Origin of the sequence: Sporosarcina sp. P12(2017) (genome assembly GCF_002743035.1) — a bacterium.
Lineage (GTDB): Bacteria > Bacillota > Bacilli > Bacillales_A > Planococcaceae > Sporosarcina > Sporosarcina ureae.
Window position 1 is genome coordinate 125,802 of sequence record NZ_PDYL01000006.1, and the last position, 17,382, is coordinate 143,183.

General features: G+C 36.8%; 21 protein-coding genes and 2 pseudogenes. 19 read left to right on the top strand and 4 right to left on the bottom strand.

Features of this window, described 5'->3' with window-relative positions; all coding sequences use genetic code 11:
• The first annotated feature begins 11 nt into the window (after nucleotides 1-11).
• The 6 genes from CSV80_RS06515 (at nucleotide 12) to CSV80_RS06540 (ending at nucleotide 5,383) form a co-directional block, all read left to right on the top strand.
• Nucleotides 12-1,058, top strand: a complete 1,047-nt coding sequence (locus CSV80_RS06515) for a DUF58 domain-containing protein (protein WP_099670110.1) — start codon at nucleotides 12-14, stop codon at nucleotides 1,056-1,058.
• Nucleotides 1,055-3,274 (top strand): transglutaminase-like domain-containing protein, encoded by a 2,220-nt coding sequence (locus CSV80_RS06520; protein ID WP_099670111.1) that lies wholly within the window; start codon nucleotides 1,055-1,057, stop codon nucleotides 3,272-3,274. Before CSV80_RS06515 ends, CSV80_RS06520 begins: the two co-directional genes overlap by 4 nt.
• 253 nt (nucleotides 3,275-3,527) lie before the next feature.
• A complete protein-coding gene (locus tag CSV80_RS06525; RefSeq protein ID WP_099670112.1) occupies nucleotides 3,528-3,974 on the top strand; it encodes a GNAT family N-acetyltransferase in 447 nt (148 codons plus the stop codon).
• Nucleotides 3,975-4,063: 89 nt separating this feature from the next.
• Nucleotides 4,064-4,303, top strand: a complete 240-nt coding sequence (locus tag CSV80_RS06530; protein WP_099670113.1) for a hypothetical protein — start codon at nucleotides 4,064-4,066, stop codon at nucleotides 4,301-4,303.
• 140 nt (nucleotides 4,304-4,443) lie between these two features.
• Nucleotides 4,444-4,728, top strand: coding sequence for a hypothetical protein (locus tag CSV80_RS17760; RefSeq protein ID WP_099670114.1), 285 nt, complete (start codon nucleotides 4,444-4,446; stop codon nucleotides 4,726-4,728).
• A gap of 109 nt (nucleotides 4,729-4,837) precedes the next feature.
• On the top strand, nucleotides 4,838-5,383 hold the full coding sequence (locus tag CSV80_RS06540; protein ID WP_099670115.1) for a hypothetical protein: 546 nt from the start codon (nucleotides 4,838-4,840) through the stop codon (nucleotides 5,381-5,383).
• A gap of 135 nt (nucleotides 5,384-5,518) precedes the next feature.
• On the opposite strand, the gene CSV80_RS06545 is transcribed toward CSV80_RS06540, so the two are convergent.
• The gene (locus tag CSV80_RS06545; RefSeq protein WP_099670116.1) at nucleotides 5,519-5,947 is read right to left on the bottom strand and encodes a HEAT repeat domain-containing protein; all 429 of its coding nucleotides are present in this window, start codon (nucleotides 5,945-5,947) and stop codon (nucleotides 5,519-5,521) included.
• Between the two features lie 563 nt (nucleotides 5,948-6,510).
• Nucleotides 6,511-6,846 (bottom strand): annotated as a pseudogene (locus CSV80_RS17765) (hypothetical protein).
• Nucleotides 6,847-7,121: 275 nt separating this feature from the next.
• Here CSV80_RS17765 and CSV80_RS06555 point away from each other — a divergent pair.
• From CSV80_RS06555 to CSV80_RS06630, 13 genes and pseudogenes are all read left to right on the top strand, one after another.
• A complete protein-coding gene (locus CSV80_RS06555; protein ID WP_099670117.1) occupies nucleotides 7,122-7,976 on the top strand; it encodes a hypothetical protein in 855 nt (284 codons plus the stop codon).
• Nucleotides 7,977-8,037: 61 nt separating this feature from the next.
• Nucleotides 8,038-8,274: a hypothetical protein gene (locus tag CSV80_RS06560; RefSeq protein WP_099670118.1), complete on the top strand. Its 237-nt coding sequence runs from the start codon at nucleotides 8,038-8,040 to the stop codon at nucleotides 8,272-8,274.
• Nucleotides 8,275-8,408: 134 nt separating this feature from the next.
• Nucleotides 8,409-8,729, top strand: coding sequence for a hypothetical protein (locus CSV80_RS06565; protein ID WP_099670119.1), 321 nt, complete (start codon nucleotides 8,409-8,411; stop codon nucleotides 8,727-8,729).
• Nucleotides 8,730-9,080: 351 nt separating this feature from the next.
• Nucleotides 9,081-9,593: a GNAT family N-acetyltransferase gene (locus CSV80_RS06575; RefSeq protein WP_099670121.1), complete on the top strand. Its 513-nt coding sequence runs from the start codon at nucleotides 9,081-9,083 to the stop codon at nucleotides 9,591-9,593.
• Nucleotides 9,594-9,704: 111 nt separating this feature from the next.
• Nucleotides 9,705-9,887, top strand: coding sequence for a PspC domain-containing protein (locus CSV80_RS06580; RefSeq protein ID WP_099670122.1), 183 nt, complete (start codon nucleotides 9,705-9,707; stop codon nucleotides 9,885-9,887).
• A 127-nt stretch (nucleotides 9,888-10,014) separates the two neighbouring features.
• A complete protein-coding gene (locus CSV80_RS06585; protein WP_099670123.1) occupies nucleotides 10,015-10,473 on the top strand; it encodes an immunoglobulin-like domain-containing protein in 459 nt (152 codons plus the stop codon).
• 669 nt (nucleotides 10,474-11,142) lie between these two features.
• The gene (locus tag CSV80_RS06595; RefSeq protein WP_099670125.1) at nucleotides 11,143-11,394 is read left to right on the top strand and encodes a hypothetical protein; all 252 of its coding nucleotides are present in this window, start codon (nucleotides 11,143-11,145) and stop codon (nucleotides 11,392-11,394) included.
• 469 nt (nucleotides 11,395-11,863) lie between these two features.
• Nucleotides 11,864-12,289: a hypothetical protein gene (locus CSV80_RS06605; RefSeq protein ID WP_099670127.1), complete on the top strand. Its 426-nt coding sequence runs from the start codon at nucleotides 11,864-11,866 to the stop codon at nucleotides 12,287-12,289.
• Between the two features lie 305 nt (nucleotides 12,290-12,594).
• Complete coding sequence (locus tag CSV80_RS06610; RefSeq protein WP_099670128.1) at nucleotides 12,595-13,149, top strand: SMI1/KNR4 family protein; 555 nt, start codon at nucleotides 12,595-12,597, stop codon at nucleotides 13,147-13,149.
• 64 nt (nucleotides 13,150-13,213) lie between these two features.
• Nucleotides 13,214-13,692: pseudogene (locus CSV80_RS06615) on the top strand (MepB family protein).
• Between the two features lie 184 nt (nucleotides 13,693-13,876).
• Nucleotides 13,877-14,437, top strand: coding sequence for a class I SAM-dependent methyltransferase (locus tag CSV80_RS06620; RefSeq protein ID WP_369802808.1), 561 nt, complete (start codon nucleotides 13,877-13,879; stop codon nucleotides 14,435-14,437).
• A gap of 70 nt (nucleotides 14,438-14,507) precedes the next feature.
• Nucleotides 14,508-14,813: a TIGR04104 family putative zinc finger protein gene (locus CSV80_RS06625; RefSeq protein ID WP_099670129.1), complete on the top strand. Its 306-nt coding sequence runs from the start codon at nucleotides 14,508-14,510 to the stop codon at nucleotides 14,811-14,813.
• Between the two features lie 88 nt (nucleotides 14,814-14,901).
• Nucleotides 14,902-15,081: a hypothetical protein gene (locus CSV80_RS06630; RefSeq protein WP_099670130.1), complete on the top strand. Its 180-nt coding sequence runs from the start codon at nucleotides 14,902-14,904 to the stop codon at nucleotides 15,079-15,081.
• A gap of 585 nt (nucleotides 15,082-15,666) precedes the next feature.
• On the opposite strand, the gene CSV80_RS06635 is transcribed toward CSV80_RS06630, so the two are convergent.
• On the bottom strand, nucleotides 15,667-15,873 hold the full coding sequence (locus CSV80_RS06635; protein WP_199083936.1) for a tautomerase family protein: 207 nt from the start codon (nucleotides 15,871-15,873) through the stop codon (nucleotides 15,667-15,669).
• Between the two features lie 185 nt (nucleotides 15,874-16,058).
• A complete protein-coding gene (locus CSV80_RS06640) occupies nucleotides 16,059-17,381 on the bottom strand; it encodes a helix-turn-helix domain-containing protein (RefSeq protein WP_099670132.1) in 1,323 nt (440 codons plus the stop codon).
• Nucleotide 17,382: the final 1 nt, after the last annotated feature.

Here is a 17,382-nt window from a genome sequence, read left to right on the forward strand (position 1 = left end):
GGGCTGATCGTATGATATGGACATTACTCATTAGCGTCGTGTGGCTGCTGTTTACGCTCGCGTTTTTCATCTTCACGACGACGCATTTCGCTCTATTATTCGCCGTCAGTTCACTTATTGTCTGGCTGTGGCTTGTATTGAGCGTCTATCTCGTGAAAGGGAAAATCCAGTGCGACATCATTACGGCGAATGAAATCTATAAAAATGAACAAATGGGCTATCAACTGCGTGTACAAAATACGAGTCGCTTACCCGTTACACAACTACAAATACATCTCATCATCGAGCATATATTTACTGGTAAACAAGAGAGTCACCACCACAACTTGTCCATCCCTGCGAAAAGTACGGAAGAGTTTTCGTTCGTTCTGCCGCAGAAATATATGGGGCAAGTGAATATACGAATCAAACAACTGACGATCAAAGACAGTTTCACGTTCTTCCGTTCGATGCAGAAAATGAATACGCAGTCCGCGGTGTTGATCATGCCGAATCCGTATTTCCTAAAACTTCAACGCATTGAGCAAAATCAACATGTGCTGCAAACGCCGGGCATGATCCCGATGAAGAAGATCGCTGGCGAAGAACTGGCGGAGTTGTCGGTGTATAAACCGGGCGACTCGGTCAAACAAATTCACTGGAAACTATCAAGTAAAGTCGATGAGCTATTCGTCAAACAGCATGAAACGCTGACAGGAGATGCCGTCATGATGACGATCGATTTTACATCGTTTACCAATCAAGTGACGCTATATGACGAATTCATCGAGACGTTTTCTGCTTTGCTTTATTCCTATGTCGCAGGCGATCACGAAGTCCAGCTTCTAGTGGATCATTCGACAGGTGAGCAGTTGACGATCGACAATGAACGGGATGCAGCGAACGCGATAAAAGAAGTGTTGACGAAAAGTGTCACGCAACTTTCGATGTCGGATGAACAGTGGAAAAAGCTCAGACGAACGTATCCAAACTGTATCGTATTGACGACCAATAGCGCGCGTAGTACCGAATACCAGACGATCGTGATCTCGGATCAGAAGGAGGGATCAGTCGCATGAAATGGCTGGATGGAGTAGTTGCGTATAGTGTCATCATAGCGGCGTTCTTCGTAATTCGTGCGATGCTGTTTCCTGAGATGAGTAGCGTTCCCGCGCTCATTCTCGTCTTGTTGTGGATGGTCGCACGTATACTGTGGAAACAGCGTGGCGGCGACATCGTCTTGATTGCGAGCGTGATCGTTAGTTTGATTTTCCTATCCACGTACATAGACGACGTGAAACGAACGATCAACGCGTTGTTCATCGCGCTCTCAGAACACAAACCTATCTATATGGATCTATTATCCGTCAATGAAACGACTTCGTGGCTAAACGGTATGATCCTCGGTCAAATCGCTTTGCTAATCGGCAGTGCCATGTATTATGCCATTGCGAATCAAAAACGTTGGATTCCTGTTGCGCTCGCTATCGTGATTTGGTCGATACAAGTACTTCTTGGCACATCACCCGCATTGATCCTCGATATTCTATTTTTTGCGGTGCTGATTCTGGCATTACTGTATATGAATCAACTAACCGTACGCTGGTGGAAACGGATTGCGATCGTGCCTATTTCATTGGTCGTGCTGATGATCACTTATACGGTGATCAATCAAAACGGTAATGAAGAATTTACGGGCAGCTCGAAAATGGAAGATACTGTCCGTTATCAAGGCGAGAAGTTACGTTACTTTAAAGGTGAAGAACCTGTGCTGACAGCTGGCAACTTCCATCGGCTTTCCACATTTACACCGGGCGATTATACCGCATTAAAAGTCGCGATGGAAAATCCGAGTCCACTGTATTTGAAAGGATTCGTCGGTTCGACTTACACGCCGAGTGGCTGGAAGGAAATCGATGGGGAAGCGTATAGGGAAGAGAAGTCTCTGCTTGAAGCATTACAAAAAGAAGATTTCACCGGAGCGAAACAATTGAGTTTGGCAGCGAAAAGTAGTTTGCCGGATGAGTACGAAGAAGCGAAACTCGTCATTCAAAACGTCGCTGCTTCCAGTCGATATATTTACGCACCGTATGAATTAGCGGAATTGGATGATCAGTTTGTCCGTTCCAAACAAGCTGACGCGCTGCATGCGACAGGGATTTTCGGCAGACGTACAGTGGAAATGAACTATATGCTGACACCGTACACCGATTATCCGCAAATCGCGAATGCGTTGTACAAAACAAAAGACACCGACTATTTACGTCGTGAAAGTCATTATAATCAATATGTTTACAACGAGTATCTCGCGGTGCCGCAAGACAGTTTAACCGTATTGCGCAATCATATGGACGAAAGCGTAGTCGATGCAGAAACACGTTTACCGTACGAACAAACGATTCAAGAAGTGGAACGTTTCCTCGCACAGTCGATGCGTTATAATGAACATGCCGAACCGATAAAAGACCAGGATTTCCTGACAGGGATTTTGGAAGAGTCGAAAGAAGGCTATTCCGTTCATTATGCGACAGTTGCTACGTTAGCATTCAGAATGCTCGGCACGCCTGCGCGTTATGCGGAAGGCTATATCGTCGGACTGGATGATGTGAAAGATTTACAGTCATTCAGTGAAATCAACGTCAGCGAGAAAAATGCCCATGCGTGGACAGAAATCTACATCGACATGGTCGGCTGGGTGCCGATTGAAGTGACACCGGGGTACGCTGAAAAAATGCCGAACATCAATAAACAAGACTATCCAGCATCAGGCGCTGATTTACCGGATGCGAACAGCGGAAGTACGGCAGAACCTGAACCGAATGACACGACAGAAGTGCAACAAGATCAAGATAAGCCAGAAGACGCGAAGCAAGTGAACTCAAACACTACTATATGGTTCTGGTTGAATCTCGTCATTGCGTTAATTATATTCGTCCTGTTATTGCTGTACTTCTTGAGAAAAAGAAAACGTCAACAAAAACTACAAGTGAAAGATCATCGATTAGCCGTTGTGAACCATGTTCAGCTCATGGTACAAATGCTAGAAAAAGAACAAGTTGTCGCGAAGCTGCCTTCATTCGAAACAGTACCTGAAGCAGTGGGCAAAATCGATCCGCAACTTCAACAGGACTTCGAGGATGGATTGAAAATCTACCAAAAAGCTAAGTATAGTCCGCATGACGTGACTCATGAAGAACGCGCGAAGGTAGAAAAGTTATTTGCGCACGTATATACTGCGGTGAAGAAATCGAGAAAAGGGTTGAAGAAGTTACGATTTATCGTACGTCATCAATAAATAGTGAAGTAGAGAAAAGCATCGCATACCGCGGTGCTTTTATTTTTTGATAATGGAGAGAGGAGTAATGGGAAGAACAAAGTGGAGACGTAGTTGAATAGATTTGAAACTTTCGAAAAAGTGAACCCTTCTGCACTTTAATAACGTATGAATAGTAGAATGTTGCTCGTTCTGAAAACAATTTATTTCAAGGAATAATAAAACACAACTGAAATACAAAATATAGATATAAAAACGTTTAGGGGGATTTCAAATGGAAGTATATCAAGCTACGATTGCGGATTTGGAAGTTGTAGCAAAATTATTCAATGCATACCGCGTGTACTATAAACAACCGTCAGATGTGGAAGGCGCAAGAAATTATATAAAGGAACGTCTGGAAAATAAAGAATCTGTAGTATTTGTGGTGAAGAACAATCAAAAGTATGTCGGTTTCACACAACTGTATCCCACTTTTTCATCCATCTCCATGAAAAAAGCTTGGATACTGAATGATATGTTTGTAGATCCAGAAGCGCGGAAACTAGGAATAGGCCAAACGCTTTTACAACAGGCGAAAAACTATGCCCGTGAAACAGGCGCAAAAAGTATTGTGTTGGAGACGGCACCAGATAACTACATTGCTCAAAAATTATATGAGAAAAACAGGTATGAGCGAGATACACAATTCTATCATTATGAATTAAGTTTATCTTACTAGGTGACTGATTGATTCTTTCGTTAACGGATGGGGCCTAGAGTGCAGATCCCGGTCTTATGTAGTAAGAGGACTAAGTAGGTGGGTAGTTGATGACATATAAATGGAAAATAGAAAATTTCATATTTGATAGCTTGTTCGAAGCGGATGTTTGGGCCGATTCAATAGCGAATGAAATGTATGCAAAACTGTATGATGGCTATGACACGTCTGATTATAAAATAGCGTATGCTTTAGCTTTTAAACTTGCGGGGATAGAAGAATTTAGGGTGATGACAGAAAGCTCAATAGACGATAGATATAAAGTTTGGGTAATGCCTTCCAAGAACTGAAGAATATTTACATTCTATAAATGGGTGTGCTAAAAGCATAGTATAATATTGCGTTCTTATTGACAATCTATGCCCAAGGTATCTTAGCATAGTATGATTTTTTCAATGCGTGTGTGGTGATCAAAAGGAGGTTTATTTCCATGAAAAGACCTTTTAGTATATGGTCAATCATTTTTATAGTATTAGGATTAGTAGCACTCATGGTTAATTGGATGACAACTGAAATAATTGAACCTGCTATACTCATAGGGTATTTCTTTTTAATCTTTAGCGTGATCTTTAGTTTTATCGCTTTTTTAAAAATGGAAGAAGGGGTACTGAAAATACTATCAGGCGTATCCTTTTTCATTATTTTACTTTGTCTTGTGTTGATTGAGCCACTTATGTTTATTTATATATTAACTTGGTTAAAAAACTATTTTTAGCATTTGTGCGCTATTGTCGCACAAGTGGTAAGTGCAAAGCAAACGTCCATTGTCTGGTGCGATTAATTAATAGGCCGATCCTGAGTTGCTAAAAGGAGGACTTATAATCTTGAAAGTTAAAAGTAAACTGTTGCTAAGTTTCACCTTGTTTTTATCCGTTTTTGTATTAGGAGCTTGTTCAAAAGAGGAGTCAGAAGATGCGAATAAGAAAGTGATACAGGCGGTGCTTGAACTTCAATTCGATGGACCCGACGAAGAATTCATGTCGCTTATTCATGATCCCCAATACACTACAATTATAGAGGGTTCTGAAGTGAATCCTGAATTGGATAAATATGTACAAGGAGAATACGGTCCATACTTTACACAGTTTTATGTTGAAGCCTTCCTTAACACCACTGGATTGATTTATCCTGTGACTGCTTATGTCTCGGAATATAAGCTGAACTTAAAGGATGTAGTTATTGAGGAATCCAAGGATATTTCCAATCGCTATACTTTCGTAGAAACAGTTGGCTACCAGCAAGAAGGAGAAGAAGAAAAAATTGCCCATGTATCAGGTAGTGTTCTCTTTTCTACCGATGAAAAAGGAAAAATCGGTAAGTTGGAATATGAAGATGATAATGGTCTATTAGAAGAATTGAATAAGCAATAAGTAGTTCAAACTGGATTAGAGGTAAAGTGAGTTTCGGTCGGTATATTTACGAAGAACCGAACCGTAAGATAAAAAAACCATCCCCTCGAAAAAGTGGAGGGAGTGGCTTTCGTTTATATATCGCAACACTATGGATTACAGCTTTGCCCAACGTTCTTCTAACCAATTCATAAATTCTACACCTTTGTCGCCTTCATATGCATCAAAGACATCTACACGCATACGTTTTAGTTTATCCGCAAAGTCTACCACAGTATGATCCTTCGGCAAGCTCTTCTTCACGCGAAGGAAGATCTTGTCTGTGTTTTTGATAATATCAAAACGTGCAGGTGATGGCTTTTCTACATCCTCGCCAAATGCGGCAAGTGCTTCATAAGCTGCTACTTGCACCTGATGGACAGTATCATGCTGCATACGATTTTTTAATAAATCTATGACTTTGTCATGTTGATAATCCGATAATATGTTGACTGCTTCTAAACGCTCTCGCCAACTGGACGTGTAATTGGCCTGTTTTTTTAATGTTTCATATTGCTCGGGTAATGCTGTTTCGAACTGTTTCAAGTAAGTGCACCTCTTTTTCTAACTAAAGGAAGATTGAATTCTTCTTTTGCTTTTCTTATTATACGTTGTCTGGGTGGAAATAGCGATGGATTGATAAGGATGTATAGGAAAAGTAGAAACAGATTACATTTAGGTGAATTGCATTCCAGCGGCTTTTCTAGGAGATGGGTTCGACTCCCGCCGTCTCCACATACTTACTGGAAAACATAACTAAAGAAGTATGTCTGCCCTAGAAAGCGAATTCATACTTCTAGTTTATCGAGAAATTAATTTCAGCTGATCACTTTCCTATGTGAAGATGATAAAGACAATATCGGAAAGTACCAGATCTCGCCTGGGAAGTATGAGCTGATTGTCAATGTAACGAAGGAGCCGAATCATTAAGTAGAGTAAGTGACATTGAAATCGAACTTCTCACTTTGACAGCCTTTTTCTTGAATCCTATAACAATCCATTATTCTCTTTTTAAATCCCCAAAATATTTATGACATATAAGATTACTTCTTTTCGGAAACATTAACTAAACTTTACGTTAATCCAATCAAAAGATAAATGGCAGTCCATCAAATAAACAAGGCCGAGTACTTGTTTAGTATGTTCATCAAGTTTCCTGTTGTGTCCAGCTTTTTAATATTGAACCTGCAATCATTAATCCGAAGAACCAAACCCAAGCTACAGCAATACAACCGATTGTAAAATATACTTGTTTCTTTCCCACATATTATAATGCGCTAGTCCCGATCACTCCTACTGTATCCAAAATGGCAGATAGTCCAAATACAGCTAATATGAAGAACTCGCAGCTGTGTAGCTCCTTGTGAAAACACAAATACATTCTGAATCCCCAGTGGTAAAATTAAGTCGAATGCCAAAAAAATCCCATGAATAGCAATCTCCAGATACTTCACATCATATCAATTTCTATTTTAATATAATAAAAGTAAAAGAAAACCTCCAATTGGATAGTTATTTATTCATCCCATTTACGAGAAGATTTGTAGAATGAATCCAAATTGTTATTTTCGCTTAACTACTCAAGTTCAATTATTATAAATGAACTCTGTGAATAGATGGGGATGGTTGCGAGAGAATCATAGTGCTTCTATAGTCCTGATATATTCAAAATTGTAACGTATTTAACTTATCTCGGTCTACTAATAGTAGGAGGGATAGTATGAAAAAGTATAGAGAAAGATTTCCTGTAAAAGGTATCGTGATTGTGGTTGCTTTACTTATTTCTGTTGGAGCATTCACTTTAATGAATTACGTGACTTCAGATAGTCCAACAGACAATCAAGATCCACTTATGGATAATGAAAATGGAAGTGTGGAAATCCCAGCTATTCAATTGCCTAAAGATTCTTCAAATGCAGACATGGTTGGCTTAATTGTGTATAACGGTAAGATTTATACTCAAACAAACACAAAAATAAATGCTACAGATGCAAAAGCTCTTATAGGCGATAAAATTGGAACTACAAAAGGCAATATTGATGAATGGAGTAAACAAAAAGCCTACGACGAAGAATTAGCTTCAACAATTGGTGAAATCGATGTGTATTCTGTGAAAGGCTATGATAAAGATTTTAGATTGATGGTTTACGAAGGTCAGGTTGGAAACCAATATGCAGAGTTTTATGAGTGTCTTAACGGAATAACGATAAGCAGTGGTGAGGATCTATTTGGAAAATTAAATCTGGTGGGAAATGTAACCTCTGCCCAGTGGAGAGCCTTTAGTGATTGGGATAACAATATTGATAATTACAAGCCGATTTCGGATATGGGCGTATTGAACATCTTCTTAGAAGAACTGAAAAAAACAAAGCCTCTTCCTCGTGAACAACAGTCAGACCCAATAAGTAATTCACGAAATGACGAGGAATTCAGGGAACTGACTTTAACATTACATGACGGTTCAACGGTTACACTTATACTTCTTAAGGATGGATATATCTATTATGGAATTACAGATGTCTATTTTGAGATGAATGAAAGCATGTTTTCAAAACTTTGGAACCTACTTAAGTAAAAGCACCATTAAATATTTGGGTCACTAAACCGATGAAAATAACGTTTGAGGAGTGATTTTAATGGAAGTCCAAAAATTTAATGATTTCCTTAATGAGCTTGAGAAAAGAAAAGTATTTTATAAATTGAGCAAGATCAGAAGCGAAGCAATTATGGTGGAAATTGCTATCCCAGGTCAGCGTTGGGAAGTCGAGTTTATGGAAGATGGAACAATTGAGTTTGAAAAATTCATGAGTGAAGGTGGCATCTTATATGACGAAAAAGAATTAAAGAACCTATTTAAGGAGTTTAGTGATTAATCAGGCTGATTACTTCCTCACAATCAAGAGCTTTAACAGTATAGGTTAATGCTCAATCAAACTCTTTTCATAAACGGAAAGTGTATTGATTTTCAATAAGATTCATTCGTATTTTAAAGGAGGTGACTTAAACAATGGGAAATAAAATTGTTTTTTCTCTCTGTTTGACAGTAGTTACTGGTTTACTGTTCGCCTGCGGTTCAGAGAATCTGGAGAGAGACGTTAAAGCAACTTTTGTAGGAACAATCGAGGAGATCTATAGTAGCGGAACTGCTTACGTTTCTGAAATTGAAGCGAACGATAATAAACTTTTAGGACCTGTTGTAATCGGTTTCCCTGAGAATACAGAAGAAACGTTTCAAGTAGGTAATAAGGTGATAGTCGGATATGATGGTACGGCTATGGAAGTAGCTCCAGTCAGAATTTTTGCAATCACTATAGAAAAAGTGAAGTAATTTCAGGAGTTTTACAATCGGGCGCAAATGCAGTATAAACAATTGCGTTCAGATCAGGTAAACGGGGGTGAGTGGTTTGGGTATCGTAATGATACTGTTGGGTATTGTAATTTTTTTAATAGGTTTTCTTACACCTATTAACGACTTTTATACTTTACCAATTGCTCTAATATTTATTGTGTTTGGATTTATACGTTTGATAAATAGAAAAAATGATTTTTTCTTTGTTCCTACAAATGCTAATGTTTATCGAATAGCTTGTTGATAATTCACCAAATGAGTGCGATAACTGAATAAGGATTTTCCACAATAGGGCTAGATTGTTGGATAATTTATGATGGGAGAAATAATTTGATATTAAGGGAAATAGAAAATTCAGATGCAGAAAAACTTTCCAATCTAATTCAGCAAGTAGAAGCAAGTTCTGAATACATGCTTTGGGAAGCCGGGGAAAGGGAAATTGAAGACGAACGTCAAAAAAAGATGATAGAGCGTATGAAGGATAGTAATAATTTCACTATTTTAGTAGCTGAAAACAAAAATAATGAGTTAGTGGGATACTTATTTGCTATCGGTGTCGATGCGAAAAGAAACAAGCACTCGGCTTATATTGTTGTCGGTATATCCGAGAATTATCGAGGTCAAGGTGTAGGATCGAAGCTATTTAAAGAATTGGAGCAATGGGCTACACAACACAGTATTCGTCGTTTAGAATTAACAGTCGTTACTGGGAACCAAGCAGGTCTTTCTTTATATAAAAAAATGGGCTTCGAGGTCGAGGGAATAAAAAGACATTCTTTATTTATTAATGATGAGTTTGTTGATGAATACTACATGGCAAAGATAATAAGCTCTGTTTACTAGGAAATAGAGCAAGAATGCCTGTTAAACAATCGGAGTGCGATTGCTTAACAGGAGATCGTGTCAAATAACATAAACGAACTAGATTATTTTACAAAGAAGAGGTGGATTAGAATGCAAAATAAACTCAAGAAAAGTTCAAGAGACAAAATTATTTCAGGAGTCTGTGGGGGCATTGCAGAATATTTTGGGATTTCTTCACTTGCAGTTCGAATTATCTTTTTCATTTTACCAGCCAGCTTACTCGTGTATTTAGTTTTAGCTTATTTCTTGCCTTTTGAGGACCTAAGCTTGTAAAGGTTCTTCAGACAATCGGGTGCATTTCTTGAAGAAGAATTGCACCCGTTTTCAGTAATAGGGCCAATTAAAGAAAGATGAAACTTATTTAACTCTTCACAGTCTACTGGCAAAGAGGAGGAATAAAATGAAAAATAAAAATTTAATTATATTAATTGGAATCGTAATGATTTTAGCTGCTTGTTCAGAAGAAAAGATCATTAAAGAGAGAGAAAATCAAAGGGAAATGAATAATATTGATTCAATTTATAAAGATGGAGATATTTCCATTTCTATATCAGTTAGCCAAGAGAGATACGATCGGGGAGCGACACCGGTTGTTATTATAAGAAATGATGGGGAAACACCGGTGGATTACACAGGGCTAGGAACTAGCTTGGAATACTTACAAGATAACGTTTGGGTTGCGGCAGATGATGTAGTAACAGAGGATAAATTAAATGTATTAGAACCCGGCAAAAAAATGGAGCAGAAGTTACCGTCATCCTATACACAGCGTAAAGGTGTTTATAGGGTTGTCTTTAAATTCCATGCCAACCGTAATGAGGGGAATAAAAAAATAGCTTTTTCGTTTTATGTGGATTAATTAAGGACCTGGAAAAGATCATTAAAATAAGAAATGTATCGAGTTGATATACCCCGAATTGGACGGGAGGACGATTAGGAGAAGTTAACTGAACGGATTGAAGAGATAAATAAAATCATTTTTCAAGAATCGAGGGGGAGTTGTGGAAGATCACCTGTTCCTGAAACAGGCCATTTATTTAGTTAAAGAATCAACTGGTTTTTTGCTTGTTTTAATAGTTTGGAGAGTGACCTACAATTCCTTATAATAAGTAGTTAGAAAGAGGCCTATATGTTTCAAATTTTTTTGAGAGAACGTTTATTGTAATATTGTATTTAGTAAGATGGTTATTTATATTTTTATTGTGCTGTGCTGGTATTGGTATAGGTGCTGTAATATTAGGTATTATGGGTGTTGAGGTACCTAATATAGCACCAATCTTAAATATAGCATCAATACCTATTTTGTTATTCAGCCATAACTTTTTTCTAATAATACTAAACATACTCGTCATTATTATTATTGTTTCAGTATATTTTCAATCAAAAAAGATTAAAAAGTAAAACGAGGTTACTCTAACATGTTAAAACGTTATCTTGTAAAACTAACGGGTGCAATAACAAAAATGTTCAACCGATATAACAGATTGAGTATCCGTTTAACATTCAGGATATGGAGAGGAAAGGTTTTATGTTAGATGGGTTACTTGATTTTAATCCGTTGGCAATCATTCATTATGACATGGATGACGTTGAAAGAAAAAACGGAACGTACGTGGGAAGATATGAATGTTGGCTAACAATAGAGATTATTGAATATCTTGAATGGCGCAATTATGGAAGGGCTGTATTGATCGAGTTTACAGAAAACGAAATTTGGCTTGAATCAAAAAACGGAATATTTTTAGTAGCACACGAAAGGTTATGGTTCGATAAGGAATGAGTGCCTTTCACTATATAAAATGAACTAAAATATATGCGCCAATGGGGTGCGATTCTGGAATAAGGCTTTGCATCCGTACAACAATATGGCCGTTTTGTTAATATTTGGTAATGGAGAATAGGAGGGGATAATCATGCCACCTTGCACTAACTGTAATTACAAGTGGAATACCAAAGACATAATCGCTCTTGGATTTTCTAAGAAGGGAAAAGACTGCCCCAATTGTGGTGACAGACAATACATCTCTGCTCAATCGCAGAGGTTATTAACTTTGGGATGGTTAAGTCTAATATTTGTTCCGTTTATAATTTCAAAATTTAAATTAAGTGAAAAAGATGATTCTCTTTGTTAATAACATAAATGTCGCGATTCTTGTATAAGGATCTGCACACTATTCAACAATAGGGCCATTTAACGTAGGAAAAAACAGTGTGTAATTACTTAATTTGGGGAAGTCGAGGGAAATTCTATGAAAGTAAAAGCGCGTCTTATTATATTAGCTTTACTGGTAATCCTATTTGGTAGTACGACATTTGTGTTTTATAATAAAATGTCTGTTTATGAAGCAGGAATGGATAATGGTATTCAAGATATGCTAAGAGATAGTGCACTCTTTTTTGAAAATGAAGAGTACGACACAGATTATATAGAGCCGTTATACACACTGTACGGATATGCGGAAATGCAGTATAACTATATGCAAATGACCACAGATTCTGAAATTTACACAGTAGCACGTATTGTGAAGAAATTTGTTGACCCTGATTTATATGCGCAACTTTCAACTGAACAGAAGTCAAAAACTGCACACTATTTACGTCAGTTGGCTGACGATGAATTCGTTGATTTTGAAAAAGAATTATTACCATTTTTGAATGAGTTATTGGTAGAGTAGCCTACTCAATTGCAAAATTACGCTTACGCTGTTCCAGAATCGGGCGCGATTGTTGAACATCATAAGCCTAATTTTTCTAGCATTTAAAAGGGAAATTAGGCTGGAATATTTATTTTTAGTGAAAAATAGCACTTGAAATAGGTGCAAATCAACTCTAAAAGTGACAGACAAAGGCTTATGATTGATGATGAGGATGAACTATACACAAAATAAGTTAAGCTAATGAATGGAATGGTCTAAATAGCATGATGCTAGGGAAAAATCAAACAGTAGTTTTGATAATATAGAATGAGGGGGAGATTTTGATGCAAACAGAAGGAAGTATAGTTATACAAACTTTGAATGCCTTAAAAAAGCGTTTAAATGAAAATCATAACATTCTTCAAATCCAAGACAAAGAAGGATATTTGTATAAAGCTAAATGCACGTTCAATCCACCAGCAAGTGAGGAGGAAATACAAAACTTTGAAAAACAAACGGGTTTACTAATTCCGCCAGACTATAAAGGATTTCTTAAAATAACGAATGGTTGTCGTTTATTTGATGACATCACATTTGGCGGAGAAATAGAACTTTATAGCTTAAAACAAATTATCGAATTAAATGAACACTACGAACGATATGAAGGTTGTTATAATATTGCATACATATCCCAGGATAATATTGTAATTAATTCTGAATCCTACTCACAAAATAAAAGAAACTACCTTTTTTGGAAATCCTGTATAGAATCATTTGAAGAAGCTGCGCCACTAGAATCGAACTTTGAATTATGGCTAGATAGATTCGTTGTTAGTCAAGGTTCTAAGTTTTGGTGGTGGTCTATATATACTGCTGAAAATTATTATAGACTATCGTAACGAGCCAAGTAACTGTGAAGTAGAGGGGTCGAACAATGAAAGATTTTATAGAGCATTAACCCATATGAATAAAATGCTATATGAGCCAAATAATTTAATGTTGAAGTCGGTGCAAGAAGAAAAGCAAAACGCTAAATATGGCGCTGGTACATTTCAAATATCCTCTAAAACCGTTCGATTTAGGTAGCGAATAGAACACCTACAAAAGTGGGGCAATTTGTAGCGCTTTGGAAAAAAGATGAAAACAATAAAAATCAGCCTTATTCATATGAAGAAGCGTTTGATTTGTTAGTTATAACTACTTTTAAGAGTGATCAGGAGTTTGGACAATTTATTTTCCCAAAGGAAGTACTTTTCAAACAGAATATTCTTAGATCTAGTTCAACAAAAGGGAAAATGGCAATAAGAGTGTATCCTAGCTGGGATCATCCCACTAGTAAACAAGCAATGGAAACACAGCAATGGCAATTACCCTATTTAATTGATATGAGTAGCCCGAATAAATTAACGAAAGAAAAACTGCTGGAATTGTATTCTTGTTAATTCGTTGCGATCGGGTGTTATACTTGACAAGACTTGGCAATCATTTTGTACATTAGCGTCAACCATTTTAATATTTTCAGGACTTGGTCCCTGAAAAGTTACTGGATGCCTTTACTGTCGTAACAGAAAAGGTACGAAACAAAGTCCCGATCAGGTAATATATTAAATGAAATGAGTGTGAAGTATGGAAACAGAAAAACGAATGGAATTGGTTAACGTGATTGTGGAAGAAGTAAGACCATTATTACGAGGTAGTGAATCAAAAAAATTAGTAGACTATGGGAGTGGTTCGGGTCTAGTTAGTTTGGAACTAACGGACTTAGTAGATTCGATATTGCTAGTGGACTCTTCAAAACAAGCGTTACATGATGCAACAGATAAAATTATGGCAAGAGGCATTACGAACTGCGAAGTACTGTATTCAGATTTTACCGAAGACATGCCTGAACTTAAGGCAGACATCGTGTTACTCTCTTTAGTTCTTCTTCATATTCCCGATACTAAATTAATTTTGCAAAAGCTGTTTAGTATCTTACCTCATGATGGCCAGCTAATAATTGTTGATTTTGATAAAAATGATCAAGTCAATCATCCGAAAATTCATAGTGGGTTTTCGCATAATGAACTAAAAAGCCTATTAGCCGAAGTCGGATTTACGTCGACTACATGTAAGACTTTCTATCATGGGAAACAGATTTTTGCGAATCAAGATGCATCGATGTTTATATCCACTTGTAGAAAGTAAAATTCTATATAAAATGGCTCGATTGCGTAGATCTAGCAATCGGGCCATTTTGAAAACAGGAGGTAATGTAATGCCTACATGCGAAAATTGCCATCATCAGTGGAGCTGGAAACAAACAATAAAAAAGACAGCCACATTAAATCCTGCGATGACTTGCCCATACTGCGAGGAAAAACAGTATCAAACGCAAAAATCTAAAGGGAAAATCGGTATGTTAACTCCGATCGTTTTATTGCCATTGATCATTCAAATGTTCTTTGACGTGCCAGCAGTTATATTACTAAGCTTATTTCCCATTTTATTCGTTCTTGTTTTATTTTTATATCCATTTTTAGTGAAATTAAGTAGCAAAGAGAAATACATAGGAGAATTATAAAACATGTATGCTAGAATCGGGTGCGATGGCTTTATAAGCGATTGCGCTCAGATTACGCAAAAAAGATATGTACTGGAGGTGTAAAGTAATGAAGACGACGACCGGATTATATCTTTTCTTTATAGCAATCCATCTTATTAATCTAGCAAATATTACATTGTTTAAAGGGGAGTGGAACGGCATTACGATGTGGCTTAGTACGGCATTGTTCATAGCGGGTACTGCCTATTACGCATTTAATAAAAGCACGACACGAAAAGGGGAATAATTATTTCCAAAGAGACTATTTCGAGAGTATCTTTTATTTTTGTACCTAACGTCTCACACTTCGTATTTTTTATAAGGTTACACCCTCCACTCAAAAAAGGCTCTTATCAGATAATCCAGTATCATAAAAGCCATGACGACGAAGAAAAACAAGTAAAGTAACTCCTCATCATAAAAAATAGCACAGAATATAGAGTGATTAAGCTAATCATAGAAAAACCCGCAAAACTTTATCGATTTTTCGATGCGATTCATTTATATGATTAAAAGAAAAAACTCTTTGTTTATGAAGGTTAGGATGTGGAAGATAGGTGATTCTTGTATTGAACTGCAGACTCTTTAATAAGAAGGGTGGGTGGATTATATATTGATGGGGTTTAAGGGAGGTTGCCTGCGCGAAAAAACGTGATTCATAAAGGTTTAAACAATCATGATAGTTTCGCGCGGGAGTACCATCCATCAAATTCAATTATTTAGAACCAATTAACGATAAAATCGAACCTATATGATCTCTTAAGAACCAATAGGTATAATTTGTAATTGGATATTTTCCCTTAATAGACCGAAATTAAATATAATAAATTATTTATGTCAGGCTTTTTTCAGTTCGTTTTTTAACAGATTCTCCGGCAATACCCCAATCTTCAGGCCGCATTTCTTCAAGTTGAACACGCACCGTTTCTACATCCTGCTCCAAAATACCAGCGATTAAATCAGTGACCTCTTTAATCATTATTTCTTTTTTTTCGGAGGAACAGCGCTTCTCAATCATTTTAATGTGGACGAACGGCATACTAAACAGCTCCTTATCATTTTTGGTAAATACTTCTTTACTCTATTCTTTGTAATACAGTTAACAGATTAGACAAAACATTCCAACCTGTCAAACTATTTTTAAAATCATATAGATTGTTTGTAACAAAAGAAGAGTATGTGCAAAGATCCTAAACAATTTGCACATGCCCTAGCTACATTATTCTATTCGGGTGCATTAGATAAATAATTTAATCCTACCTGATAAACGTTGCGGGGGCGTCCTCTCGTTGCAGGTGCTTCCTGTCCAATGATTTTTGCGATACCAGCATTCGTAAGATTATTTAGAAGCCGGCGAGCATTACGTTCGGTCATTTTCAACCATTCAGCAATATCTGCTGCAGTGATTGCATGCTTTCCCAAGTTTCGTTGAACAGACATAATTTTATTGAAGGAAGTAATAGATACACCGCATTCCTTTAGCTTATTTCCGATTTCTTCATCTACATTCCTAAACTCAAAAGAAATACTTTTAGATTTATTAAGTGGTCCTTTTACCATGCCGTCATTTTCGACTAAAAAGGCACTATTCGAATTATAGTTTTGTGCATGCAATAACGCTAATCTTGCGTTTTCTTCTGCAGCTAAAGCGGAGTCACCATAGCCTATTCCAATGTTCGATGGAAAATCTGTAATTAAGGATAAACTATCCAATAAACGAACACTTTGATCACCTGCGTTTCGTAGCGAACCCCTAGTAGAAAATATTATAAACGTCCCTGTACCAATGGATAAAAATGAGCCGGATATAGATTCAGTGAATGTTAAAATCGCCGATTGCAATTCTAAATTCAAACGATGTATATCATAAGAAAATGAATGAGGCTTTTCAATTTTATTAATATTATCAATAGATATTAACATAACTGTTAACTGAGATTGTTTAAAATTGAGGGCTTCCCATTGCTGTAATGCAGATGTATATGTTGTTCGAACGTTTGCCAAAGTAGGTGTAACTCTGTATACAGGTATCCCCTGGGAAGTCAATGCTTCATAGACATCACTCAAACTAGTTACACAAACGGATACTTTACCCTTGTTGTATAGCATTGAATGAAATTCAATGATTTGATTGATAGGTGTAACTCCGTGGTATTCATAAAGATGGCATTGTTCATATGAAATATTTAAGGAACGGTATGTCTCGGATATATCACGTTCCTCCATCATATCAAAACTAATGTTACGTAAATCATTTTTACTATTATAAACAATATTTAACAGTGTTTTTGTTAAACTAGAACCATCCAAAGATAAATAGAAAAAGAGCTGATTAGAAGAGCTTTCTTTTGCGAGTGAAAAGGGTGTTTGTCCAGAAAAAATCCAGATATCAATAATATGTTGGTTTTTTTCTACGATTTCTGTTGTTTCAATCGAATTTTTATATTCAAAACAAACAGGGGTCATCTGATCCTCAAATTCCTTCGCGATGTCCTTCATAATTTCTACACTGTCTTTTGGTCCGACAATTCCTACTCTAGTTTTCATA